General features: G+C 66.6%; 22 protein-coding genes, 1 tRNA gene and 1 pseudogene. 20 read left to right on the forward strand and 4 right to left on the reverse strand.

The window, feature by feature from the left end; all coding sequences use genetic code 11:
• The first annotated feature begins 68 nt into the window (after positions 1 to 68).
• From fdhE to TBU01S_RS13875, 3 genes are all read left to right on the forward strand, one after another.
• Complete coding sequence (gene fdhE / locus TBU01S_RS13865; RefSeq protein WP_068637217.1) at positions 69 to 1,016, forward strand: formate dehydrogenase accessory protein FdhE; 948 nt, start codon at positions 69 to 71, stop codon at positions 1,014 to 1,016.
• Between the two features lie 139 nt (positions 1,017 to 1,155).
• Entirely contained in the window at positions 1,156 to 2,568 is a 1,413-nt protein-coding gene (gene selA / locus TBU01S_RS13870) for an L-seryl-tRNA(Sec) selenium transferase (protein WP_068637218.1), read from the forward strand.
• Between the two features lie 236 nt (positions 2,569 to 2,804).
• A complete protein-coding gene (locus TBU01S_RS13875) occupies positions 2,805 to 4,175 on the forward strand; it encodes an FAD-dependent oxidoreductase (protein ID WP_068637219.1) in 1,371 nt (456 codons plus the stop codon).
• Positions 4,176 to 4,249: 74 nt separating this feature from the next.
• Here TBU01S_RS13875 and TBU01S_RS13880 read toward each other — a convergent pair whose 3' ends face one another.
• The 3 genes from TBU01S_RS13880 to TBU01S_RS13890 all read right to left on the reverse strand — a co-directional run bounded on the left by TBU01S_RS13880 (position 4,250) and on the right by TBU01S_RS13890 (position 5,674).
• Entirely contained in the window at positions 4,250 to 4,651 is a 402-nt protein-coding gene (locus TBU01S_RS13880; protein ID WP_068637220.1) for a type II toxin-antitoxin system VapC family toxin, read from the reverse strand.
• Complete coding sequence (locus tag TBU01S_RS13885) at positions 4,651 to 4,875, reverse strand: AbrB/MazE/SpoVT family DNA-binding domain-containing protein (RefSeq protein ID WP_068637221.1); 225 nt, start codon at positions 4,873 to 4,875, stop codon at positions 4,651 to 4,653. The genes TBU01S_RS13880 and TBU01S_RS13885 overlap by 1 nt, the downstream gene beginning before the upstream one ends.
• A gap of 445 nt (positions 4,876 to 5,320) precedes the next feature.
• Positions 5,321 to 5,674: a hypothetical protein gene (locus tag TBU01S_RS13890; RefSeq protein WP_068637222.1), complete on the reverse strand. Its 354-nt coding sequence runs from the start codon at positions 5,672 to 5,674 to the stop codon at positions 5,321 to 5,323.
• A 25-nt stretch (positions 5,675 to 5,699) separates the two neighbouring features.
• Between TBU01S_RS13890 and TBU01S_RS25235 the strand changes: the two are divergent.
• From TBU01S_RS25235 to TBU01S_RS13910, 6 genes and pseudogenes are all read left to right on the forward strand, one after another.
• Positions 5,700 to 5,798, forward strand: a pseudogene (locus TBU01S_RS25235) (hypothetical protein); the annotation flags it as partial.
• Between the two features lie 58 nt (positions 5,799 to 5,856).
• The gene (locus tag TBU01S_RS25240; protein WP_439654551.1) at positions 5,857 to 5,988 is read left to right on the forward strand and encodes a ribbon-helix-helix domain-containing protein; all 132 of its coding nucleotides are present in this window, start codon (positions 5,857 to 5,859) and stop codon (positions 5,986 to 5,988) included.
• Between the two features lie 268 nt (positions 5,989 to 6,256).
• Positions 6,257 to 8,215, forward strand: a complete 1,959-nt coding sequence (gene selB / locus TBU01S_RS13900) for a selenocysteine-specific translation elongation factor (protein ID WP_068637223.1) — start codon at positions 6,257 to 6,259, stop codon at positions 8,213 to 8,215.
• 23 nt (positions 8,216 to 8,238) lie between these two features.
• A tRNA-Sec gene (locus TBU01S_RS23935) sits at positions 8,239 to 8,335 on the forward strand.
• A 33-nt stretch (positions 8,336 to 8,368) separates the two neighbouring features.
• Complete coding sequence (locus tag TBU01S_RS13905; RefSeq protein WP_068637224.1) at positions 8,369 to 8,851, forward strand: glycine cleavage system protein H; 483 nt, start codon at positions 8,369 to 8,371, stop codon at positions 8,849 to 8,851.
• The gene (locus tag TBU01S_RS13910; RefSeq protein ID WP_068637225.1) at positions 8,848 to 9,231 is read left to right on the forward strand and encodes a DsrE family protein; all 384 of its coding nucleotides are present in this window, start codon (positions 8,848 to 8,850) and stop codon (positions 9,229 to 9,231) included. The genes TBU01S_RS13905 and TBU01S_RS13910 overlap by 4 nt, the downstream gene beginning before the upstream one ends.
• A gap of 14 nt (positions 9,232 to 9,245) precedes the next feature.
• On the opposite strand, the gene TBU01S_RS13915 is transcribed toward TBU01S_RS13910, so the two are convergent.
• Positions 9,246 to 10,139, reverse strand: a complete 894-nt coding sequence (locus TBU01S_RS13915) for a LysR substrate-binding domain-containing protein (RefSeq protein WP_068637226.1) — start codon at positions 10,137 to 10,139, stop codon at positions 9,246 to 9,248.
• A 105-nt stretch (positions 10,140 to 10,244) separates the two neighbouring features.
• Between TBU01S_RS13915 and TBU01S_RS13920 the strand changes: the two genes are divergently transcribed.
• From TBU01S_RS13920 to TBU01S_RS13970, 11 genes are all read left to right on the forward strand, one after another.
• Positions 10,245 to 11,243: a YeiH family protein gene (locus TBU01S_RS13920; protein WP_068637227.1), complete on the forward strand. Its 999-nt coding sequence runs from the start codon at positions 10,245 to 10,247 to the stop codon at positions 11,241 to 11,243.
• Positions 11,244 to 11,854: 611 nt separating this feature from the next.
• Entirely contained in the window at positions 11,855 to 12,634 is a 780-nt protein-coding gene (locus tag TBU01S_RS13925; protein ID WP_088178882.1) for a GntR family transcriptional regulator, read from the forward strand.
• 294 nt (positions 12,635 to 12,928) lie between these two features.
• Positions 12,929 to 14,659, forward strand: a complete 1,731-nt coding sequence (locus tag TBU01S_RS13930) for a fumarate reductase/succinate dehydrogenase flavoprotein subunit (RefSeq protein ID WP_068637228.1) — start codon at positions 12,929 to 12,931, stop codon at positions 14,657 to 14,659.
• 45 nt (positions 14,660 to 14,704) lie between these two features.
• Entirely contained in the window at positions 14,705 to 14,938 is a 234-nt protein-coding gene (locus tag TBU01S_RS13935; RefSeq protein ID WP_068637229.1) for a 4Fe-4S dicluster domain-containing protein, read from the forward strand.
• A 10-nt stretch (positions 14,939 to 14,948) separates the two neighbouring features.
• Positions 14,949 to 15,896: a HEAT repeat domain-containing protein gene (locus TBU01S_RS13940; RefSeq protein ID WP_068637230.1), complete on the forward strand. Its 948-nt coding sequence runs from the start codon at positions 14,949 to 14,951 to the stop codon at positions 15,894 to 15,896.
• 13 nt (positions 15,897 to 15,909) lie between these two features.
• Entirely contained in the window at positions 15,910 to 16,245 is a 336-nt protein-coding gene (fdxA, locus tag TBU01S_RS13945; RefSeq protein WP_068637231.1) for a ferredoxin FdxA, read from the forward strand.
• Positions 16,246 to 16,302: 57 nt separating this feature from the next.
• Positions 16,303 to 17,748, forward strand: coding sequence for an ABC transporter substrate-binding protein (locus tag TBU01S_RS13950; protein ID WP_068637232.1), 1,446 nt, complete (start codon positions 16,303 to 16,305; stop codon positions 17,746 to 17,748).
• 3 nt (positions 17,749 to 17,751) lie between these two features.
• Complete coding sequence (locus tag TBU01S_RS13955) at positions 17,752 to 18,726, forward strand: ABC transporter permease (RefSeq protein ID WP_217999622.1); 975 nt, start codon at positions 17,752 to 17,754, stop codon at positions 18,724 to 18,726.
• Positions 18,723 to 19,598, forward strand: coding sequence for an ABC transporter ATP-binding protein (locus TBU01S_RS13960; RefSeq protein WP_068637233.1), 876 nt, complete (start codon positions 18,723 to 18,725; stop codon positions 19,596 to 19,598). The genes TBU01S_RS13955 and TBU01S_RS13960 overlap by 4 nt, the downstream gene beginning before the upstream one ends.
• The gene (locus TBU01S_RS13965) at positions 19,595 to 19,903 is read left to right on the forward strand and encodes a DUF971 domain-containing protein (protein WP_068637234.1); all 309 of its coding nucleotides are present in this window, start codon (positions 19,595 to 19,597) and stop codon (positions 19,901 to 19,903) included. Before TBU01S_RS13960 ends, TBU01S_RS13965 begins: the two co-directional genes overlap by 4 nt.
• A 17-nt stretch (positions 19,904 to 19,920) precedes the next feature.
• The gene (locus tag TBU01S_RS13970; RefSeq protein WP_068637235.1) at positions 19,921 to 20,697 is read left to right on the forward strand and encodes a ferredoxin--NADP reductase; all 777 of its coding nucleotides are present in this window, start codon (positions 19,921 to 19,923) and stop codon (positions 20,695 to 20,697) included.
• Positions 20,698 to 20,765 lie beyond the last annotated feature (68 nt).

The following is a 20,765-nucleotide window of genomic DNA, read 5'->3' on the forward strand; positions in this document are numbered from 1 at the left end:
TCCCCGACCCACGGCGGGCGGCGTCCGGTTTGACCGGGCCCCGCCCGCCGCGCCTTGTGAGGAAGCACATGAACCTGCCCCAAACCGCCACTGGCGCCAATCTGCAGCAGGGGCTCGAAGCGCCCGCGGTGCTGCAGCCCGTGGCGGCAAGCCTGTTCGCCGACCGCGCCGCGCGCTTCGAACGCCTGGCCGACGGCCACGCTTCGGGCGACTGGCTGGCCTTTCTCGCCCGCCTGAGCCGCATCCAGCATGAGCTGCTGCAAAGCCACCCGGCCGTGCCCCTGCCATCCGAGGCCGAACGCATACGGGCGCGCGAGCACGGCATGCCGGTGCTGCCAGCCAACGGCTGGCGGCGCGACCGGGTCTGGCGCCAGCATCTCGCCGCCCTGGCCGACGGCCTGCTGCCGCATGCGCCCGACGTACTGCGCCCGGTACTGGCCGGCCTGCCGGCGATCGGCGAGGCCGAACTCGAACGCCTGGCCGACGGCGTGCTGCGCACCGAATACGACCCGGCGCACAGCGCCCGCCTGCCCTTCATCGCCGCCGCGCTGCAGGTGTACTGGGCCTGGATGGCCGCGCAGCCCGCGCTGGCCGGCCTGGCCCGGCTCGACGTGCCCGGCGTCTGCCCCTGCTGCGGCAGCCTGCCGGTGGCCAGCGTGATCCAGGCCGGGCAATACGCCGGCGCACGCTACCTGCACTGTTCGCTGTGCAGCACCGAATGGAACCTGGTGCGCGCCAACTGCAGCAGTTGCGGCGAAACCGACAAGGTGTCGTACCGCGTGCTCGAAGCCGAGGGCGGCACCACCCGCGACACCGTGCGCGCCGAAGTCTGCGACGACTGCCACAGCTACCTGAAGCAGGTGCTGCGCGACAAGGACGCGAGCGCCGACCCGGTGGCGGACGACCTCGCCACGCTGGCACTGGACATCCTGGTCGATGAAGCCGGCTACTTGCGCAGCGGGCCGAATCCACTTTTCATTCCGGGCGGCGTCACCGAATCCCGGGCGGACGGCTGAGCACGGCAACGATGTTCGGGGCCGGCAATGCCGGCCCATCACCCGACAGAAGCACCGGCCGCCGGTGCGACCCAAGAAACCCGGAATCGACTACGCTTCAATCTTCGATAGACCTCGTTGCCCGGTTCGGGCCCAGGCCATGACGACATCCCCACTCGCCTCCCTTCCCGCGGTCGACCGCCTGCTCGCCGAGCCCTCGATCACCGCTGAAATTTCCGCCCACGGCCGCCAGTTCGTCACCGAAGCCATCCGCAGCGAACTTGCCGCGGTGCGCGGGGCGGCCAGGAACGGCAGCACACCAGCAGCTCTGCCGGCACTCCCTGCGCTGATCGACGCAATCCGCCAGCGCATCGCCCGCGACAGCCAGCCCCGGCTGCGCCAGGTATTCAACCTCACCGGCACCGTGCTGCACACCAACCTGGGCCGCGCAACCCTGCCCGAGGGAGCCATCGCGGCGATGGTCGAGGCCGCCCGCCACCCCTGCGCGCTGGAATACGACATCGACTCCGGCGGCCGCGGCGACCGCGACGACCTCGTGTCCGACCTGCTCGCCGAGCTGACCGGCGGCGAGGCCGCCACCGTGGTCAACAACAACGCCGCGGCGGTATTCCTGCTGCTGAACACGCTGGCCCAGCGCAAGGAAGTCGTCGTCTCGCGCGGCGAACTGGTCGAGATCGGCGGCGCCTTCCGCATACCCGACATCATGAAGCGGGCCGGCGCGCGGCTGGTCGAGATCGGCTGCACCAACCGCAGCCACGCGCGCGATTACGAGGACGCCATCGGCCCGCGCACCGCGCTGCTGATGAAGGTGCACACCAGCAATTACGCGATCGAGGGCTTCACCAAGTCGGTGACGCAGGCCGAAATCGCCGCCATCGCCCATGCCCGCGGCCTGCCCTTCGTCGAGGACCTGGGTTCGGGCACGCTGACCGGCCTCGAAGCCTGGGGGCTGCCGCACGAGCCGACGCCGCGCGAAGCCATCGCCGCCGGCGCCGACCTCGTCAGCTTCTCCGGCGACAAGCTGCTCGGCGGCCCGCAGGCCGGCATCCTGGTCGGCCGCAAGGAGCTGATCGCGAAGCTCAAGAAGAACCCGCTCAAGCGCGCGCTGCGCGTGGGCAAGATCACGCTCGCCGGGCTGGAAGCGGTGCTGCGCCTGTACCGCGACCCCGAGCGCCTGCCCGAGCGGCTCGAAACCCTGCGCCTGCTGACCCGCAGCCAGGCCGACATCCTCGCCCAGGCCGAACGCCTGCGCCCGGCGCTGGCCGCCGCGCTGGCGGACTGGCCGCTGACGGTGAGCGTGGAGCCGATGCGCTCGCAGATCGGCTCCGGCAGCCTGCCGGTCGACCGCCTGCCGTCCGCCGGCCTGGTGTGCCGCCCGCACAGGAAGGGCGGCGTGCTGAACCGGCTGGAAAAAGCTTTGCGCGGGCTGCCGGTGCCGGTCATCGGCCACATCGCCGACCAGGCCTTGTGGCTGGACCTGCGCTGCCTGCGGCAGGCTGACGAAGCCGGCTTCGCGGCCCAGCTCCACGAACTCGCGGCCAGGCCGCGCTGAACCACGCAGCAAGCGCACTGAAGCAGCCGGCACGCGGATCGGCATCGCTTCGACGAATTCGCACGGACGGCAGCCATGCCGCCCGCGCGACCGGACACATGCAGGCCGATCTGAACATCGGCCGTCCGGTACGGCGACACGGGTCGCCACCCCAAGGCCGGGCCTTCGCGCCCGGCCGATCAAGCCCCGGCGGCATCCCGCACCGGAGCGGCTGAACCATCATCGGGAGAAACACCATGACTGATCGACACAATGCTTCACGCCGCCGCTTCCTGGCGGCGAGCGGCGGCATCGCCGCGCTGGCAGCGCCCGGCCTGGCCCAGGCAGTGCCGCGCGCAGGCACCGAACGCCCGCTGCCGCCGCTGGTCGGCCGCAGCAGCGAAACCCTGCTCCCGCGCGGCAAGGCGCGCCGGGTGGTCATCTGCGGTGGCGGCTGGGGCGGCATTACCGCCGCCCGATACCTGCGCCAGCAGGTACCGCACCTGGAAGTGGTGCTGCTGGAGCGCAACCAGAACTTCTTCTCCTGCCCGATGAGCAACAAGTGGCTGGTGGACGTCGTCGACACCCAGTACCTGACCAAGGACTACCTGAAGGTGTCCGAGGAACTCGGCTACCGCTTCATCCAGACCGAGATCCTCGAAATCGAGCGCGGCACCAAGCGCGTCGTCACTGCCGCGGGCGCGCTGGACTACGACTACCTGATCCTGTCGCCCGGCATCCGCTACAACTACGAAGCCTGGTTCGGCAACGACCGCCGCGCGGCCGAAGCCACCCGCGCGCGCTTCCCGGCGGCCTACATCCCCAGCGCCGAGCACTTCCACCTCAAGCAGGCCATCCACGACTTCAAGGGCGGCGACCTGGTGATGACCCTGCCGCCGCCGCCGCAGCGCTGCCCGCCCAGCCCCTACGAGCGCGCCTGCCTGATCGCCTCGCTGTTCAAGGCCAAGAAGCTCAATGCCCGGATCATCATCCTCGACCACAAGGACGACGTGCGCCCCATCGGCCCCGGCTTCAAGGCCGCCTTCCAGGAGCTGTACAAGGACATCGTCACCTACGTGCCGAACGCCCACGTCAAGGAAGTCGACCCGTTCAACAAGCGCATCAAGACCGCCGCCGGCGATTTCGACTTCGACCACGCCATCCTGATGGCGCCACACCAGGCCGGCGACCTGGCCTGGAGAGCCGGCGTGGTCGGCCAGTCCTTCCAGGGCGGGCCGGACGGCTGGGCCGCGGTCGATCCGCTGTTCCTGCATGCCGAGGACGACAAGGACGTGTACGTGATCGGCGACGCGGTCGGCTACGTGTCGCCGCAGTTCTCCTTCTATCCCAAGGCCGGCCACGTCGCCAACCAGCACGCGCGCATCGTCGCCCACTACATCGCCGAGCGCGAGGCCGAGCGCGAACCGGGCTACCGCCTGCCCGACAACCTGTGTTTCATGATGGTCAGCACCCAGCCGCAGGAAGCCATCTCGGTGAAGTTCGACTACAAGGTCAATGCGATGGGCATCATCGAGCAGACCCAGATCGACTTCAACGAACGCAAGCCGGAAACCGTCGGCGAGGACTTCGAGTGGGCGCGGGGGATTTACGCGGACATGTTCGGCTGATCCGGACCCGGCAACACCGGCGAGGCCAGACTTCCTGAAGAAGTACGGCCTCGCCGGTTTCATTGTTCTCCCCATCAAGACGGACGGCGTACCCCGTCCAGCTTCGCGGTCCTCCTGTCGAAGCTCAGCAGCGGGCCACGCGCGGACTCGCTGACCAAAGCCAGATGCACGCAGTCGGCAAAATCCGGCGCCCCACCGGGGCGGTAATGCCACAGCGCGACCTCGACTGCGGATTCGTGCTGGAACTCAATTTCTTCCACTCCCAGCAAGGCATCCAGCGCAGCGAGCACGGACGCCTTGTCGAAGCCGTAGCAGGCGCGAAGCACCCATTCGAGTTCCAGGACGACCGTGACGGGCACGAACAATCGCGCTCTGTCCCGCAAATACTCGTCGAACATCGACGCCACGGCCTCGGCCTGTCCCGCGTCATCCACGACCAGCCAGCGCACCAGCACGTTGGTATCGAGTGCTCCCATCAGGGCTTGCCCGGATTCATGTCTTCGACGGCAACACTGACACCGGGCGCAGGCTTCAACATGCCCCTGAGCGCCTGAACGGACCTGGTCTTGGCCCTCAAGACCACCGTGCCATCAGGCATCAGCGTAAACGTGATGCGATCCTGTGCGCCGACGCCCAGGGAGCGCCGGATATCGGCGGGAATGGTGATCTGGCCTTTGCTGGTCAAAGTGGCTTCGGACATCCCAATCTCCTTACTTTTTAGCCAATAGTAAGAATTGAGGATGTATCCGTCAACGACCGCCCACCCTCCACACTTTCACAGGCCTCCACGCCAAGGGCGCACTAAACCCTATCCGTTATCGCCAACACGCACATCTGGAGCTTCCGCCATGCTGATCGGCACCGCCGGCCACATCGACCACGGCAAGACTACGCTCGTCCACAAGCTGACCATGATTGAGGCCAACCGGAGCGGTTAGTCGCATGGCCCCGGCGCGCACGCGCCGAACAAGGCCGACTGGGGAAAGGCAGTCTGTTCTGTCCTTGTCCATCGCGATGCCGGCAGTCCAGAAACGGTCACCCCCAGGCGTGATCAGCAGGAGAAGAAGATGCGCGCATGATCAACGGCTGCTGTCTGCAGAAAACAGTTGACGGGAAGTCTCTTGGGGAATTGTTAGCCATGATGTTCATAGGACTTGGAACTGGAAATGACTCGGCCGGTCAGCCCGGAGAACATGGCTTAATACTTTCAGCCGACCGCAGTAGGTGAAGTCCGTGTGATGGCGCTTACGGTGGAAGAGATGGAGTTCTTCTCCATTTTCTTGGGCGTTAAGCATGCGGTCCTGAGCAAAGTGGTCGGTTGGACTTTCCCAATCGAGGATATTGCCAAACAGGCGGTCAGCATACTGTTCGGCGGATGATTGCTTCTCTTCTGTAACGAAGATCACGACGGCGTGGATACCGACCGCCTGCCGGAGGAGAAGCAGCGCGGCATCAGACTGGGTCATGCCTATGCACCGCTGGCTGGCTCCGATGGCCATTCCCGCATTTCCACTCGTATCGGAAATGGCATGCGCGACAAAGTGGGCGTATAAACACATAAGCACTCACCTTCTGGAGCACCCGGTGACGACCACACGCTGGAACGTGGCGGTATCCGCCGAAACCGACCAGGCACTGCGAATGTTCCTTGCCAAGCCAAGGCGGCGGACGCAAGGGGGACTTGTCCCGCTTCATCGAGGAAGCAGTACGGGCACACATCCTCGAACTGAGTGCGGAAGAAGCCAAGCAGGCCAATGCCGACATCGGTGAGGCGGAACTTGCCGCCATGCTTGGCGAAGCACTCGACCGCTAATCGCCGAGCCGGCCTGTTGCAGCTTGGCCACCTGGGCCGCACACGTATCCTGACGCCCGCAGCATTCTGTGCCGAGGTACTGAATTCTTGAGCAAGACCGACCATCCTGCGAACATCCAGCAAAACCGGGATATTGAAGCCGGCTTTACTGGTTGCCAATCATTTTAAAGCGGGCTTTGAATCGGCTCTGGCTCGCGGGTCGATCATCCTGTGGCCCTCGGGTCTTGAGCGGCGATGATCACATCAGGACGACACAGGAAACCTCCCCATGCTCATCGGCACCGCCGGCCACATCGACCACGGCAAGACCACGCTCGTCCGCGCGCTGACCGGCGTGGACACCGACCGCCTGCCGGAGGAGAAGCAGCGCGGCATCACCATCGAACTGGGCTATGCCTATGCGCCGCTGGCGGGCGATGGCGAGGGGCGGACGCTGGCTTTCATCGACGTGCCGGGGCACGAGAAGTTCGTGCCGACGATGCTGGCGGGCGCCAGCGGCATCGACTTCGCGCTGCTGGTGGTGGCGGCCGACGACGGCGTGATGCCGCAGACGCGCGAGCATCTCGCCATCGTCCATCTGCTCGGCATCGGCCGTGGGGCGGTGGCAGTCACCAAGTGCGACCGCGTGCCGCCGGAACGCATCGAGGCGGTGCGGGACGAAGTAGCGGCGCTGCTGGCGCCGACCCGGCTGGCGGCAGCGCCGGTGTTCGCGCTGTCGGCGCAGAGCGGGGAGGGCGTGGCGGCGCTGCGCGCCCATCTCGACGCGATCGCCGCGGAGGAGGGCGCGCGCAGCGTGCAGGGTGGCCTGCGCCTGGTGGTGGACCGCCGCTTTGCCATTGCCGGTGCAGGCGCGGTGGTGACCGGCACCGTGCATGCCGGCCGGCTGCGAGTGGGTGACACCGTGCTGCTGGCGCGGCCGGGCGGCGAGGTCCGCGAACTGCGGGTGCGCGGGCTGCACGTCAACAACCGCAAGGCCGACGTCGGCGATCCGGGCAGCCGCTGCGCGGTGAACCTGGCCGGCATCGAATACCGCGACATCGAGCGCGGCGACTGGCTGCTGTCGCCCGGCCCGGTGCGCGCCACCGATCGCCTCGACCTGCGCCTGCATCTGTTGCCGGAGCTGCGGCGCAAGCTGGGGCAATGGGCAGGCGTGACGCTCCACCATGCCGGTGGCCACGCGATGGCACGGCTGGTGCTGCTCGATGGCGCGCTGGAGGCGGGCGGCCTGACCGGAGGCAGCAGCGGCCTGGTACAGGCGGTGCTCGACCGGCCGCTGTTCGCCTGCTGCGGCGACCGCATCGTGATCCGCGACGCCGCCGGCCGCGAGACACTGGGCGGCGGCGCCGTGCTCGACCCCTTCCCGCCCGCGCGACACCGCCGCCGGCCGGAACGCCTGGCCCTGCTGGCAGCGCTCGAACATCGTGATGTCGACGTCCGCCTGCGCGCGCTGGTCGACGCCGCCGCCCTCGGTGCCGATGCCGACGAACTGGCCGCGGCCCACAACCTGCACGGCACCGATGCGCCGTCCTGGCAGCAGCGCCTGCCCGAGGTGCAGGTGGTCGCGGCCAAGGGCGGCACCCGGCTGTTCTCGCCCGCGGCCTGGGATGCGCTGGCCGAGCGCATCCTCGCCCGCCTGGCAGCGCACCATGAAGCTTTTGCCGACGAACCGGGCGTGGAGCGCGAACGCCTGCGCCGGATGTGCGCACCGCAACTGCCGCCGGCCGTCTTCCTCGCCCGCCTCGAAAGCCTGCTGGCCGACGAGCGCCTGCGCCGCGCCGGCTCGGCCTGGCACCTGCCGACGCATACCGCCGAGCTTTCGCCCGCCGAACGGCTGCGCGCCGACGCAATCCTGCTGCGCCTGGCCGACGGCGCCTTCGATCCGCCCTGGGTGCGCGATCTCGCCGCGAGCTGCAACATGGAAGAGGCCGAAGTCCGCCGCCTGCTGCGCCGCATGGCGATGCGCGGCGAAGTGTTCCAGATCGTCCGCGACCTGTTCTACCCACGCGCGACCGTCACGCAGATGGTCGGCATCGTCCGCGAACTGGCCGCCGGCAACGACGGCCGCATCCGCGCCGCCGGCTTCCGCGACCGCATCGGCGGCGGCCGCAAGCGCGCCATCCAGATCCTCGAGTTCTTCGACCGCGTCGGCTTCACCCGCCGCGTCGGCGAAGGCAGCCAGCGCGCCCACATCCTGCGCGGCGAGCCGCCTGTCACCGAGGACACCTAGCGGGCTACAATCCCCGCTCCGATGGAAGAGAGGCGTTCCCCGGTGGGGCGACTGGTCTTCAAAACCAGGTGGGGCCGTCAGCCGGTCCCAGGTGGGTTCGACTCCCATTCTCTTCCGCCATACCTCTTCTGCCATCCTTCTCGACGACGCGCCATGGCTGAACTTCGCGGCTGCCGCTTTCCGGAAGACCTCCGCTACGACCCGGCGAACCACCTGTGGTTTGCCGCCGAGGCGGACGATGTCTGGCGCGTCGGCGTGACGCCTTTCGGCGTCGCCATCGCCGGCGAGATTCTGCTGTTCACGCCCAAGCCGGCCAGACGCACGCTGACCGCCGGGCGCGCCTTCGGCCTGCTCGAAGCAGGCAAGACCGTGTTCCCGGTGAAAACGCCGGTCGACGCCACGCTGGTCGAAGGCAACGACGCCCTGTCGCACTCCGCCGCGCTGATGAACACCGATGCCTACGCCGCCTGGCTGGTGCGGCTACGCATCGCGCCGGCAGATGCGACCAGCCACTTGCTGAGCTGGGAAGAAGCCCGTGCCGGCATCACTGTGCAGATGGACCTGTGGCGCTTCGACGACCTGCAGGGCTTTCAGGCGCCCTTGCTGGGCGAAGGCGCGAAGGGCCTGCACGGATGAGCGCACACCTTGCCATCCTCGTCTGGGCCGCCGACCCGGACAGCCCGCAGCTGTGCGCCACGCCTTTCCATTTCGCCGCCGCCGCCGCGGCGATGGACGCCGAAGTCGAGATGTACTTCACCGCCCGCTCGGTCCGCCTGCTGCTGCCTGGCGTTGCCGAAACGCTGTATCCGGGCGGGCAGGGCAGCGGCCTGCCGCCGCTGTCCCACTTCCTGCACGAAGCCGTCCGCTACGGCACCCGCCTGTACGCCTGCCCCGCCGCGATGCAGGCGCACGGCGTGGCACCGGAAGGCCTGCGCACCGAAGTCTGCGGCCAGGCCGGCGCCGCCGCCTTCATCGGTCGCACGCTCGACCCGGCATGGCGGACGCTGACGTTCTGAATGGCTGATCCCGGTCACCCCTCGGCCGACTCCGGTGTCGCCAGCAGTGCCTCGAAAGCCAGCGCCGCGGGGCTGACCGGGCGGTGCGGCAGGCGCAGGCGGTAGAGCAGGCGCTCGATCGGGCCGCTGACGGGGACGTGGCGGCGGACGCGGCCGAGCGCAAGTGCGTCGCGCGCACAGATTCTCGGCACCACGCCGAAGCCGATGCCGGCAGCCACCGCCTGCACGATGGCTTCGTTGCTGCCCACCTCGATGATCTCCCCGGCTTCCACTCCCATCCGGCGCAGCAGCGCCTCGGTGGCGTCGCGGCTGCCAGAGCCTCGCTCCCGCATGATCCATGTCGCCTGCAGTCCGCAAAGCCCGGCCTCATCGCCAACAGCCGCCAGCGGCGCCCCGCGCGGTGAGATCACGATCATCTCCTCGCTGCGCCACAGGCGCACCTCTACCCGCGCATCGTCGATCCGGCCCTCGACCAGGGCCACATCCACCTGGCAATCGAGCAGGCGGGCGGCGATCTGGCGGGTGTTGGCAGCCACGACCTGCAGCCTGACGCCCGGATGGCACTCATGGAAGCGGCGCAGGAAAGACGGTAGCCAGTAGGTGGCGATCGTGGTGCTCGCGCCGATACGCAGGCGGCCGCGGCCGAGGCCGTTGAATGCGCGCAGCGCTTCGTCAGCTTCGCGCTCCAGCGCGAACAGGCTACGGCCGTATTCCAGCAGGACCTGACCGGCTTCGGTGGGCTCGAAGAAGCGCCCACGGCGCTCCAGCAGGACGACATCGAGCTGGGATTCGAGTTCACGCACCGATTTCGACGCCGCCGGCTGGCTGATGCCGAGCTTTTCGGCCGCGCGCGAAAAGCTGTTCTCTTCGGCCACATGGACGAAGACCTTGAGCAGATGGAGGTTCATGCATAACCCTGAAGAATTCAAAGTTAACTTTCATTCTCTACAAGAATTCTAGGCTCCGCTCTATCGTTATGCCCAGCAAAACTAAACATAGAGCCGGAAACGATAATGACCGCCATCCTGCGCCCGGAAGCCCGTACCGGCCTTCTGACCAGCTTTGCGCTCGCCGCCGCTGCCGCCGGGTTGGCTACGCTTCCCACGCTGGCCAGCCATGGGCTGGGATGGCTGCCGCTGGCGATCGTGCTCGGCATGGCAGTCGGCAACCTGTGGCCGGGCCTGGTGCAGTCCGGCGGCAGCGGCCTGGGCCTGGCGCGCGGCGTGATCATGCGTGCCGGCATCGTGCTATACGGCCTCAAGCTGAGTTTTGCCGACTTGTCCTCGGTGGGCTGGCAAGGGCTGGCGCTGGCCTGCGTCATTGTCGCCTCGACGCTGTTGCTGGCGCGCCTGCTGGGCCGCCGCCTGGGACTGGAGCCGGGTCTTGCCCTGCTGATCGGCGCCGGTAGCGCAATCTGCGGCGCGGCGGCTGTCGCCGCGGCTGACGGCGTGCTGGGCGCGCGTGCGCGGCAGGTGGCATCGGCTGTGGCCACCGTAGTAATCTGCGGCACGCTGGCGATGTACCTGATGCCGCTGCTGATGCCGCTGACCGGCCTGTCCGGCGCCGATTCCGGCCTGTGGATCGGACTCACCGTCCATGAACTCGGGCATGTCGTCGCTGCTGCGGCGATGGTCGGCCCCGACGCGGCCAGCACCGCGCTGGTCGAGAAGATGCTGCGCGTGATGCTGTTGGCTCCCGCCGTACTGTGGATCGCGCTGCAGGGCAACCAACGGCAGGAAGGCATCGGCGCACGCGTCGAGGTGCCGGTTTTCCTGTGGCTTTTCCTCGCCGTGCTGCTGCTCAACCTCAGCGGGGTCGTACCCGAATCCCTGCGCGAGCTTGGCGCCCTGGTCGCCGATATGCTGCTGGCAACCGGACTGGCGGCACTCGGCATGCTCACCCGTATCGCCGACATCAGGGCGACAGGGGCGAGAGTCTGGGTGCTGGCCCTGCTGCTGTGGTCCTACCTGCTGGTAGCCGGCTTCGGACTGGTGAAGTGGTTGTCGCACTGAGCGTCGGCGCCGCGACGGGCAGCAGCAAGTCATCCGCCCCACGGCACATTGATGCCGCACGTTGCTAACCGGGGTGCCAAGGCCTGACGCCACAATTCCCGCGTCAAAGGCTTGACATGAGCCTTGGCGGGCGCGCGCCAGCTTCATCATCTTCTTTGCGCTGCTTTATCCAGCGTCGTGTGCATTTCTGCTGCTGTCAGGATTGATATCGGATTCGATCCTTCTCTTCGGCGCGGTGCTGCTTCCCCTATTCCATATTGGCGGCTCGTTTGGCGTGAAGCTGTACCGGAACATCGAACGACGCCTGCTCCACCACCTGGTTCTGTTCGCGAGGGCAATGGCAGAACTGTCTGCCGCACTCGATTCCGCATCATTTCCTCAGCACTGATCTGTTTTTTCAGATTCGTTTCCACGATTGTCTTGAACTGATGTGGTGCGTGTCGCACCGCAGTAGTGCGCACCATTCGTGCGGTGCAGCGATGCATACTCGGCAAAAAATAAAAACATCTTTCAAATCAATTGTTTATATTTTATTGTGCAACGCAGAAAACTGGCATTGCAATTGCTAGATATAACCTGTCATGACAAGTTGAGCGATTCAGGTGATCGATATGCCACAAATCGGAAACATGCAGCCCAGTCAGAACCGTCAGCAGGCCAAGGACAGCGTGATGCCGCTTTCTCCGGTTCCGCTCCATACCCAGATCCGGGAAACGCTGAGGCACTACATTCTCGATGGGCGATGGCCGCCGCATACGCAGATTCCGTCCGAAAGCCAGATGATGAGTTCGTTTGGCGTGAGCCGGATAACGATTCGCCAGGCATTGGGCGATCTGCAAAAGGAAGGATTGATCTTCAAGATCATAGGCAAGGGCAGCTTCGTCGCAAAACCCAAGGTTTTTCAAAGCCTTTCCCGCCTGCAGGGCTTCGGTGAAGCGATGTCGCCAGCGGGTTACGAGACCTGTTCCAAGCTGTTGAGCGCCCGCGAAACCGAAGCCAGCCCTGCCGTTGCCCAGCGCTTTTCGCTCAAGCCGGGAAGCCGCGTTTTCGAAATACAGCGCCTGCGCTATCTGAACAGGGAGCCCATTTCGGTGGACGTCAGCTATTTCCTGCTGGATATCGGACGTCGCCTCGTCCAGGAAGACCTGGTCACGCGCGACATATTCATGATTCTCGAAAACGATTACGGGCTCGATCTCACCCATGCCGATCTCCAGATCGAGGCCATCTGCGCCGACGAGTTTCTGGCCCGCCAGCTCGGCATCGCCGAAGGCGCGCCATTACTGAGGATGGAGCGCATGACGCATGCCGGCGACACACCCGTCGATTTCGAATTTCTCTATTACCGTGGCGATGCCTTCCAGTATCGCCTGCGCATAGACCGCAGTTGAGGCCGAATGCCGTGGGCGCCCGACTTACTCCCGGCAATGGAATCGATTTCAATTCATATTGGTTCGGAAGCGAACCGGGCCGGCGTAAGGTGCACGCCCCGACGGGCGGCCGCAGGCGCAGGCGCAGGCGCAGGCGCAGGCGCAGGACAACAGAATGAACATCGCCGACAGCACGAGGATGTGATGCCGGCACAAAGCGCGGGAACCGATGCCGGGCAGCAGGACCGTGCCCACCACGGGAACCCGTCTCATCAACACCGCAAGACGTACTTCCTACCCAAGGAGCAAGCAACAATGAAACGCATCGACATGGAATTCGACCTGGTGGTGATCGGTGGCGGCACCGGCGGCCCGATGGCAGCCGTGAAGGCGAAGGAGAAGAATCCCAAGCTGAAGGTCCTGCTGATCGACAAGGCCCACGTCAAGCGCAGCGGCGCCATTTCGATGGGCATGGACGGCCTCAACAATGCCGTCATCCCCGGCCACGCCACGCCCGAGCAATACGTCAAGGAAATCACCATCGCCAACGACGGCATCGTGGACCAGGCAGCGGTGATGGCCTATGCCGCCAACAGCTTCGACATGATCCAGGAGCTGGACCGCTGGGGCGTGAAATTCGAGAAGGACGAAACCGGCGACTACGCGGTGCGCAAGGTGCACCACCTCGGCAGTTACGTGCTGCCGATGCCGGAAGGCCATCACATGAAGAAGATCCTCTACCGCCAGTTGAAGCGCGCGCGGGTGGAGATCACCAACCGCGTCGTCGTCACCCGCCTGCTGACCGGCGCCAACGGCGAAGTGAGCGGCGTGATGGGCTTCGACTGCCGTACCGCCGACTTCTACGTCATCCGCTGCAAGGCCGCGGTCATCACCACCGGCGCGGCCGGACGCATCGGCCTGCCGGCCTCGGGCTACCTGATGGGCACCTACGAGAACCCCACCAACTCCGGCGACGGCCACGCCATGGCCTATCACGCCGGCGCGGCGCTGGCCAACCTCGAATGCTTTCAGATCAACCCGCTGATCAAGGACTACAACGGCCCGGCCTGCGCCTACGTCACCGGCCCCTTCGGCGGCTATACCGCCAACGCCAGGGGCGAGCGCTTCATCGAGTGCGACTACTGGAGCGGCCAGATGATGCTGGAGTTCCATCGCGAGCTGCAGAGCGGCAACGGCCCGGTGTTCCTGAAGCTCGACCACCTCGCCGAAGAGACCATCAGCGAGATCGAGCACATCCTGCACTCCAACGAGCGCCCCAGCCGCGGCCGCTTCCATGACAAGCGCGGCAACGACTACCGCAAGCAGATGATCGAGATGCACATCTCCGAGATCGGCTTCTGCAGCGGCCACAGCGCTTCCGGCATCTGGACCAACGCCCGCGGCGAAACTTCGGTGCCCGGCCTGTACGCCGCCGGCGACTGTGCCAGCGTGCCGCACAACTACATGCTCGGCGCCTTCGTCTATGGCCGCATCTGCGGCCACAACGCCGCCGAATATTGCGGCGCGGTCGCGGACAGGGCGATCGACGAGGGCGCAGTGGCGGCCGAGCAGGCGCGCGTGTCGGCGCCGCTGCAGCGCAGCGAAGGGCCGACGCCGTTCCAGATCGAGTACAAGACCCGCCGCCTGGTGAACGACTACCTGCAGCCGCCGAAGATCACGCGCAAGTACGAGATCGGCCTGCGCCGCTTCGACGAGGTGCGCGAGGACGCCCAGGCCATGCTGGCGACCAACCCGCACGAGCTGATGCGCGCGATGGAAGCGATGTCGATCATCGACTGCGCGGAGATGGCTGCGCGTTCGTCGATGTTCCGCGCAGAAAGCCGCTGGGGCCTGTACCACTACTGCGTCGACCACCCCGAGCGGGACGACGCCAACTGGTTCTGCCACACCCTGCTCAGCAAGGGTGCCGACGGCAGCATGACGATGGCCAAGAAAGCGGTCGAGCCCTACATCGTGCCGATCGACGACGAAGAACGCGACGCCTACCAGCGCCTGCGCGTCGAACGCAAGGCCGAAGCCGCCTGACCCGCCGCCCCTCCCCGACACCCCTACAGAACAGAGGATTCCGCCATGAGCATCGCCACCACCCTGACCCAGGCACCGGTCAAAGTCCATGAAGACAAATGCATCGCCGAAAAAGGCTGCACGGTATGCGTGGACGTCTGCCCGCTCGACGTACTGGCCATCGACCTGGTGAAGAAGAAGGCCTTCATGCAGTTCGACGAATGCTGGTACTGCCTGCCTTGCGAGACCGACTGCCCCACCGGTGCGGTCGAGGTCAGCATCCCCTACCTGCTGCGCTGAGGAGAGGACGATGACGATCAGCCTGAGTCCGATGGCCGAACGCCTCGCCAGCGCCGACGCCGAAGTGCGCCGCCTGGCAGTGATCGACCTGCCGTACAGCGACGAGGACGACATCGTGCCGCTGCTGCTGCCACGCCTCACCGATGAAGTCGCCGAAGTGCGCGCCGAAGCGGTGCGCGCGCTCGAAGGCTTCGAGGAGCCGGAAGTCGTGGCCGCGCTCGCCGCCCGCCTGCTCGACGCCGACGAAGCCGTGCGCGACGCCGCCGGCGAAGTGCTCGCCGAACTGAAGCACAGCGCCTCGGCCGAACACCTGCTGCCCTATTTGAGCGGACACGGCACGGCGGTGCGCATGCTGGCCTTCCGTGCCGTGCGGGCCCTGCGCGTCATCGACGCCTTCGAGCCCGCGCTCACCGCGCTGCGCGACCCCGATCCGGGCGTCCGGCGCGAGGCGGTGGGCGTGCTCGGCTACCTGCGCCGTGCCGAGGCAGTCGGCGAACTGGCCGAAGTCGCCGCCCACGACCCGGATGCCGAAGTCCGCCGCATCGCCGTCGGCGCGCTCGGCTACACCTCCGAGATCAGCGTGCTGCCAGCGCTGACCCGGGCGCTCGGCGACAGCGCCTGGATGGTGCGCGACGAAGCCGCCCAGACCATCGGCAAGCTCGGCCTCGGCCCGGCGATCCCCGATCTGGTCAAGGCGATGAACGACACCTACTGGCAGGTGCGAGTCAAGGCCGCGCGCAGCCTCGGCGTGCTGAAGGCCTCCGCCGGGCTGCCGGCGCTGGTGGAGGCGCTGTCGCACACGATCAGCAACCTGCGCAAGGAAGCCGCCATCGCGCTCGGCGAGATCGCCGACCCGCGGGCGATCCCGGCGCTGGAAAAGGCACTCGAAGACCCCGATCCCGACGTCCGCAAGCTGTCCCGGCTGGCGCTGACCGCGATCGAGCTGGCGCGCAAGTGAAAGGAGAACGGACATGGCATTCGTCGTCACCGAAGCCTGCGTGCGCTGCAAATACACCGACTGCGTGTCGGTGTGCCCGGTCGATTGCTTCCATGAAGGGCCGAACTTCCTCGTCATAGACCCCGACGGCTGCATCGACTGCGGCGTGTGCGTGCCCGAATGTCCGATCGGCGCCATCTACGACGCCTCGGAGCTGCCGCCCGATCAGATGGAGTTCGTCGAGATCAATGCCCGGCTCGCCGCCGAATGGCCGGTGATCGCCGAAGCACGCGAACCATTGCCCGAAGCCGAAACCTGGGCGGAAGTGAAGAGCAAGCGCCAATACCTCGAAGAGCGCGCTGCGGTCTGAGCACCGCCTTCCCACCTGCCCCCTCCCCACTGGATTCACCGGAAAAGGACGCACATCATGACTGCACATTCCAGCATCACTGCCCAACCCGGCAGGAAAAGCCTCGCCGGCCGCCTCGTCGCTCTCGCCCTGGGCTGTTGCCTTGCGCTGCCCACGGCGGCCGAAGTCCTCACCATCGGCATCGGCACGCAGAACACGACCACCAACACCGTGACCGGCGGCATCGTGCTGAAGGAACTCGGCCTGCTCGAAAAACACCTGCCCAGGACCGGCAAGTACCAGGACATCGAGTTCAGAATCCAGTGGCAGAACTTCACCTCCGGCCCGCCGATCACCAACGGCATGGTCGCCAACACCTTGCAGATCGGCATGATGGGGGACTATCCGCTGCTGGTGAACGGCGCCACCTTCCAGAACGCCAACGGCACCAGCAGCCGGCTGGTCGCGCTGATCGCCTACAACGCCGACGGCGCCGGCAACGGCGTGGTGGTACACAAGGACTCGCCCTACTACGAACTGGCCGACCTGAAGGGCAAGAAGCTGTCGGTGCCCTTCGGCTCCGCCGCCCACGGCATGCTGCTGAAGGCCTTCGAGGACCGCGGCTGGAAGCCCGAGGATTTCGAACTTTCCAGCCAGAGCCCGGAAGTCGGCACCTCCAGCCTGCAGGAAAAGCGCATCGACGGCCATGCCGATTTCGTGCCCTTTGCCGAGCTGCTGCCCTACCGCGGCTTCGCGCGCAAGATCTTCGACGGCGTCGAGACCCGGGTGCCGACCTTCCACGGCGTGGTGGTGCGAGAGGACTTCGCCGCCAAGTACCCTGAAGTGGTGGTCGCCTACATCAAGGCGCTGATCGAGGCCAACGACTGGGTGCGCAAGGATCCGGCCGGGGCCGCGGCCCGGATCGAACAATGGACGCGGGTGGAAAAGGAAGTGGCCTACATCTTCCTCGGCCCGGGCGGCGTGCATACGCTGGATCCGACAATCAAGCCGAAGTGGGTCGAAACGATCAAGTACGACCACGGCGTACTGCAGCGCATGGGCCGGGTGAAGGACTTCGACGCCGACGCCTGGGTGGATGAAAGCTACCTGCGCCAGGCCCATGCCGAACTCGGCCTCGATTACGAGCAGCAGCGTGCCCGTCTCGACAACTATGAGATCAGCGGCACCGACCCGCTGTGCGGCGGCGACATAGAACAGCCGCGCGAAGCCGGTGAAGTGTGGATCGACGGCGCCGGCATCACCGCCTACAAATCGACGGCCTGCACGCTGGCGGCGGTGAACAAGGCCATCGGCGAAGGCCGCAAGATCAGCGCCAGCTACGTCTTCGACCACACGACCCGGATCAAGCTGTTCGCCGACAAGGCCTTCTACGCCCTCGCGACTGCCAATGGCCGGCCCGCGGTACTGGCCTTCCTGCTGAAGAAGGATGCCGAAGCCCATGCCGCCGCCAACGGCGGCAGGGTCGGCAGCTACGAAGATGCGCTCGCGCTGGTCGGGAGTTGAGCCATGGCAAGCGCAATACCGATGAGAGCCGTCGGCCCCCAGGCCGACGCCGCCACGGCACGCACGGCAGAACTGCACAAGGTGGAGGAAGGCATGAATCCGCCGCTGCTCATCAAACGCCGCGATCTGCACCGCGCGCCGCCGACGCCAGCCGGCCTTCCGCCCGGCACCGGCGCCCGGCTGCTCGGCCTGCTGCGCGCCCAGCTCGGCTCCTTGGCGCTGAGCGTACTGTCGATCGCGCTGCTGCTCGGCTTCTGGTACCTCGGCACCGAGTACCGCTGGGATTTCTACATCCGCTTCACCAACGTACCGAGCCCGGGCGAGGTGTTCACCGAGCTGATGGGCCTGGTCGGCAGCACCCAGTTCCAGACCAACATCGGCACCTCGGTGGGGCGGATCCTGTCAGGATTCTGCATCGCCACCGCGCTCGGCGTGGTGCTGGGACTGCTGTGCGGGCGCTACGCGGTGCTGAAGGGGCTGCTGTTTCCCGCCCTCGAAGTACTCCGGCCCATCCCGGCGATCGCCTGGGTGCCGATCTCGATCATGCTGTGGCCAAGCACCGAGACCAGCATCATCTTCATCACCTTCATCGGCGCCTTCTTCCCGATCCTGCTCAACACCCTGCACGGCGTCGCCTCGGTCGACCCGGTGCTGATCCGGGCGGCGCGCTGCCTGGGCGCGGGCGAACTGGCGCTGCTGGTCCGCGTCATCCTGCCCGGCGCACTGCCGCACATCTTCACCGGGCTGGCGGTGGGCATGGGCGTGGCCTGGGTATCGCTGATCGCGGCCGAAATGATCTCCGGCCAGTTCGGCGTCGGCTATTTCACCTGGGAAGCCTATTCCCTCATCGAGTATCCCCACATCGTCATCGGCATGCTGGTGATCGGCGTTCTCGGCCTGCTGTGCAGCGGCGGCATCCGCCTGCTGGCCAGGCTGGCGATGCCCTGGCAGCGGGCCGGCCACAAGGAGAATGGATGATGGCAAGCGACGGCAAAGGCCCGGCCAGGGGCCATATCGACCTGCGCGACATCCGCGTCAGCTTCATGCAGAACGGTGCGGCACTGGATGCGGTGAGCGGAGTCACGCTGGACGTCGAACCGGGCGAATTCGTCTCGGTGGTCGGCCCTTCGGGCTGCGGAAAATCCACGTTGCTCAACATCGTCGCCGGCTTCCTGAAGCCGAGTGCTGGCAAGGCGATGGTAGACGGCAAGCCGATCGACGGGCCGGGCTCGGAGCGCGGAGTCGTGTTCCAGCAGTACTCCTTGTTCCCGTGGCTGAAGGTGCGCGAGAACGTCGAGTTCGGACTCAGGATGCAGGGCATGGGGCGAGCCGAGCGTGAATCCAAGGCCCGCACCCTGCTCGGGCTGGCGGGGCTGCTGTCCTTCGAGAACCACTATCCGGACCAGCTTTCCGGCGGCATGAAGCAGCGCGTCGGCATCGTCCGTGCGCTCGCCACCGGCCCGCAGGTGCTGCTGATGGACGAACCCTTCGGTGCGCTCGATGCCCAGACACGGGTGGTGATGCAGGAAATCCTCACCAACATGTGGCAGCAGCTGCGTCTGTCGGTGCTCTTCATCACCCATGACATCGAGGAGTCGATCTTCCTCTCCGACAAGGTCTATGTCATGACCGCACGCCCGGGCAGGATCAAGGCCGAGATTCCGATCCCGCTGCCCCGCCCGCGCACGCCGGAGATGACCGCATCGCCGACCTTCATGGCGCTGCACCGCCAGCTGAAGGCCCTCATCCGCGAGGAAAGCCTGGCCGCGATGGGCGGCGAACTGAGGGACGGCGGCCTGGGCCAGGACTGGCATCTGGGCAGCCAGGACGACGTGCGGGCGGTGTTATGAACGCCACCACCACCTCGTCCTGCCTGCCGGTGCAGATCACCGACAGGCGTCGCTCCGGCCTGCTGGTCATCGAATGGAGCGACGGCGCTTCGAGCGTGCTGCATCACGGCAGGCTGCGCCAGCAGTGCCGCTGCGCCGCCTGCACCCAGCGCCGCCGCAGCGGGCAGGCACCCGCAGCTCCAGCTGCGCTGGCCGACATCCGGCCGGTCGCAGACAAGGGACTCAACCTGGTCTTCGCCGACGGCCACGACCGCGGCATCTATCCCTGGGCCTATCTGCGCGAACTCGGCGACGAACGCGCCTGAATCAAAAGGAAGCCATCATGAGCAGTCTCACTACCGAACGCGTGCTGCACGTCCATCACTGGAACGACTCCCTGTTCAGTTTCCGCACCTCGCGCAGCGCCAGCCTGCGCTTTCGCAACGGCCACTTCGTCATGATCGGCCTGCCCGGCGAAAACAGGCCGCTGCTGCGCGCCTACAGCATCGCCAGCGCAAACTACGACGAGCACCTGGAATTCTTCAGCATCAAGGTGCCCGACGGCCCACTCACCTCGCGCCTGCAGCACTTGCTCCCGGGCGACGAACTGATCGTCGGCAGCAAACCGGTCGGCACCCTGGTGATCGACGACATCAACGACGGCCGCAACCTGTTCCTGCTCGCCACCGGCACCGGCCTCGCCCCTTTCCTCAGCATCATCCGCGACCCGGAGACCTACGAACGCTTCGAGCGCGTAGTGCTGGTGCATGGCGTGCGCCAGGTCAACGAGCTGGCCTACGTGGATTTCATCGAACGCGAGCTGCCGCAGGACGAATTCCTCGGCGAACTGGTCAGCGCAAAGCTGCTGTACTACCCGACGGTGACGCGCGAACCCTTCCGCAACCAGGGACGGCTGACCGACCTGCTGGATTCCGGCAAGCTGTGCGCCGATCTCGGCCTGCCGCCGCTCGACGCAGCACACGACCGGGCGATGATCTGCGGCAGCCCGGCGATGCTGGCCGACACCTGCAAGCTGCTCGATGCCCGCGGCTTCCGCATCAGCCCGCGTCAGGGCGAGCGCGGGGACTACGTGATCGAGCGCGCCTTCGTCGAGAAATGAACAGCCGCGGCCCTCAGGCCGCGGCTTTCCCCAACCGAAAGAGAAACCAGCAACGATGAAGATCCTGG

The organism is Thauera butanivorans NBRC 103042 (genome assembly GCF_001591165.1).
GTDB classification, from domain to species: Bacteria; Pseudomonadota; Gammaproteobacteria; order Burkholderiales; family Rhodocyclaceae; genus Thauera; species Thauera butanivorans.

Excerpts from the sequence above, each read along its gene's own strand:
- fdhE (WP_068637217.1), top strand. The coding sequence starts at position 69 with ATGAACCTGCCCCAAACCGCCACTGGCGCCAATCTGCAGCAGGGGCTC.
- selA (WP_068637218.1), top strand. The coding sequence starts at position 1,156 with ATGACGACATCCCCACTCGCCTCCCTTCCCGCGGTCGACCGCCTGCTC.
- TBU01S_RS13875 (WP_068637219.1), top strand. The coding sequence starts at position 2,805 with ATGACTGATCGACACAATGCTTCACGCCGCCGCTTCCTGGCGGCGAGC.
- TBU01S_RS13880 (WP_068637220.1), bottom strand. The coding sequence starts at position 4,651 with ATGGGAGCACTCGATACCAACGTGCTGGTGCGCTGGCTGGTCGTGGAT.
- TBU01S_RS13885 (WP_068637221.1), bottom strand. The coding sequence starts at position 4,875 with ATGTCCGAAGCCACTTTGACCAGCAAAGGCCAGATCACCATTCCCGCC.
- TBU01S_RS13890 (WP_068637222.1), bottom strand. The coding sequence starts at position 5,674 with ATGGCCATCGGAGCCAGCCAGCGGTGCATAGGCATGACCCAGTCTGAT.
- selB (WP_068637223.1), top strand. The coding sequence starts at position 6,257 with ATGCTCATCGGCACCGCCGGCCACATCGACCACGGCAAGACCACGCTC.
- TBU01S_RS13905 (WP_068637224.1), top strand. The coding sequence starts at position 8,369 with ATGGCTGAACTTCGCGGCTGCCGCTTTCCGGAAGACCTCCGCTACGAC.
- TBU01S_RS13910 (WP_068637225.1), top strand. The coding sequence starts at position 8,848 with ATGAGCGCACACCTTGCCATCCTCGTCTGGGCCGCCGACCCGGACAGC.
- TBU01S_RS13915 (WP_068637226.1), bottom strand. The coding sequence starts at position 10,139 with ATGAACCTCCATCTGCTCAAGGTCTTCGTCCATGTGGCCGAAGAGAAC.
- TBU01S_RS13920 (WP_068637227.1), top strand. The coding sequence starts at position 10,245 with ATGACCGCCATCCTGCGCCCGGAAGCCCGTACCGGCCTTCTGACCAGC.
- TBU01S_RS13925 (WP_088178882.1), top strand. The coding sequence starts at position 11,855 with ATGCCACAAATCGGAAACATGCAGCCCAGTCAGAACCGTCAGCAGGCC.
- TBU01S_RS13930 (WP_068637228.1), top strand. The coding sequence starts at position 12,929 with ATGAAACGCATCGACATGGAATTCGACCTGGTGGTGATCGGTGGCGGC.
- TBU01S_RS13935 (WP_068637229.1), top strand. The coding sequence starts at position 14,705 with ATGAGCATCGCCACCACCCTGACCCAGGCACCGGTCAAAGTCCATGAA.
- TBU01S_RS13940 (WP_068637230.1), top strand. The coding sequence starts at position 14,949 with ATGACGATCAGCCTGAGTCCGATGGCCGAACGCCTCGCCAGCGCCGAC.
- fdxA (WP_068637231.1), top strand. The coding sequence starts at position 15,910 with ATGGCATTCGTCGTCACCGAAGCCTGCGTGCGCTGCAAATACACCGAC.
- TBU01S_RS13950 (WP_068637232.1), top strand. The coding sequence starts at position 16,303 with ATGACTGCACATTCCAGCATCACTGCCCAACCCGGCAGGAAAAGCCTC.
- TBU01S_RS13955 (WP_217999622.1), top strand. The coding sequence starts at position 17,752 with ATGGCAAGCGCAATACCGATGAGAGCCGTCGGCCCCCAGGCCGACGCC.
- TBU01S_RS13960 (WP_068637233.1), top strand. The coding sequence starts at position 18,723 with ATGATGGCAAGCGACGGCAAAGGCCCGGCCAGGGGCCATATCGACCTG.
- TBU01S_RS13965 (WP_068637234.1), top strand. The coding sequence starts at position 19,595 with ATGAACGCCACCACCACCTCGTCCTGCCTGCCGGTGCAGATCACCGAC.
- TBU01S_RS13970 (WP_068637235.1), top strand. The coding sequence starts at position 19,921 with ATGAGCAGTCTCACTACCGAACGCGTGCTGCACGTCCATCACTGGAAC.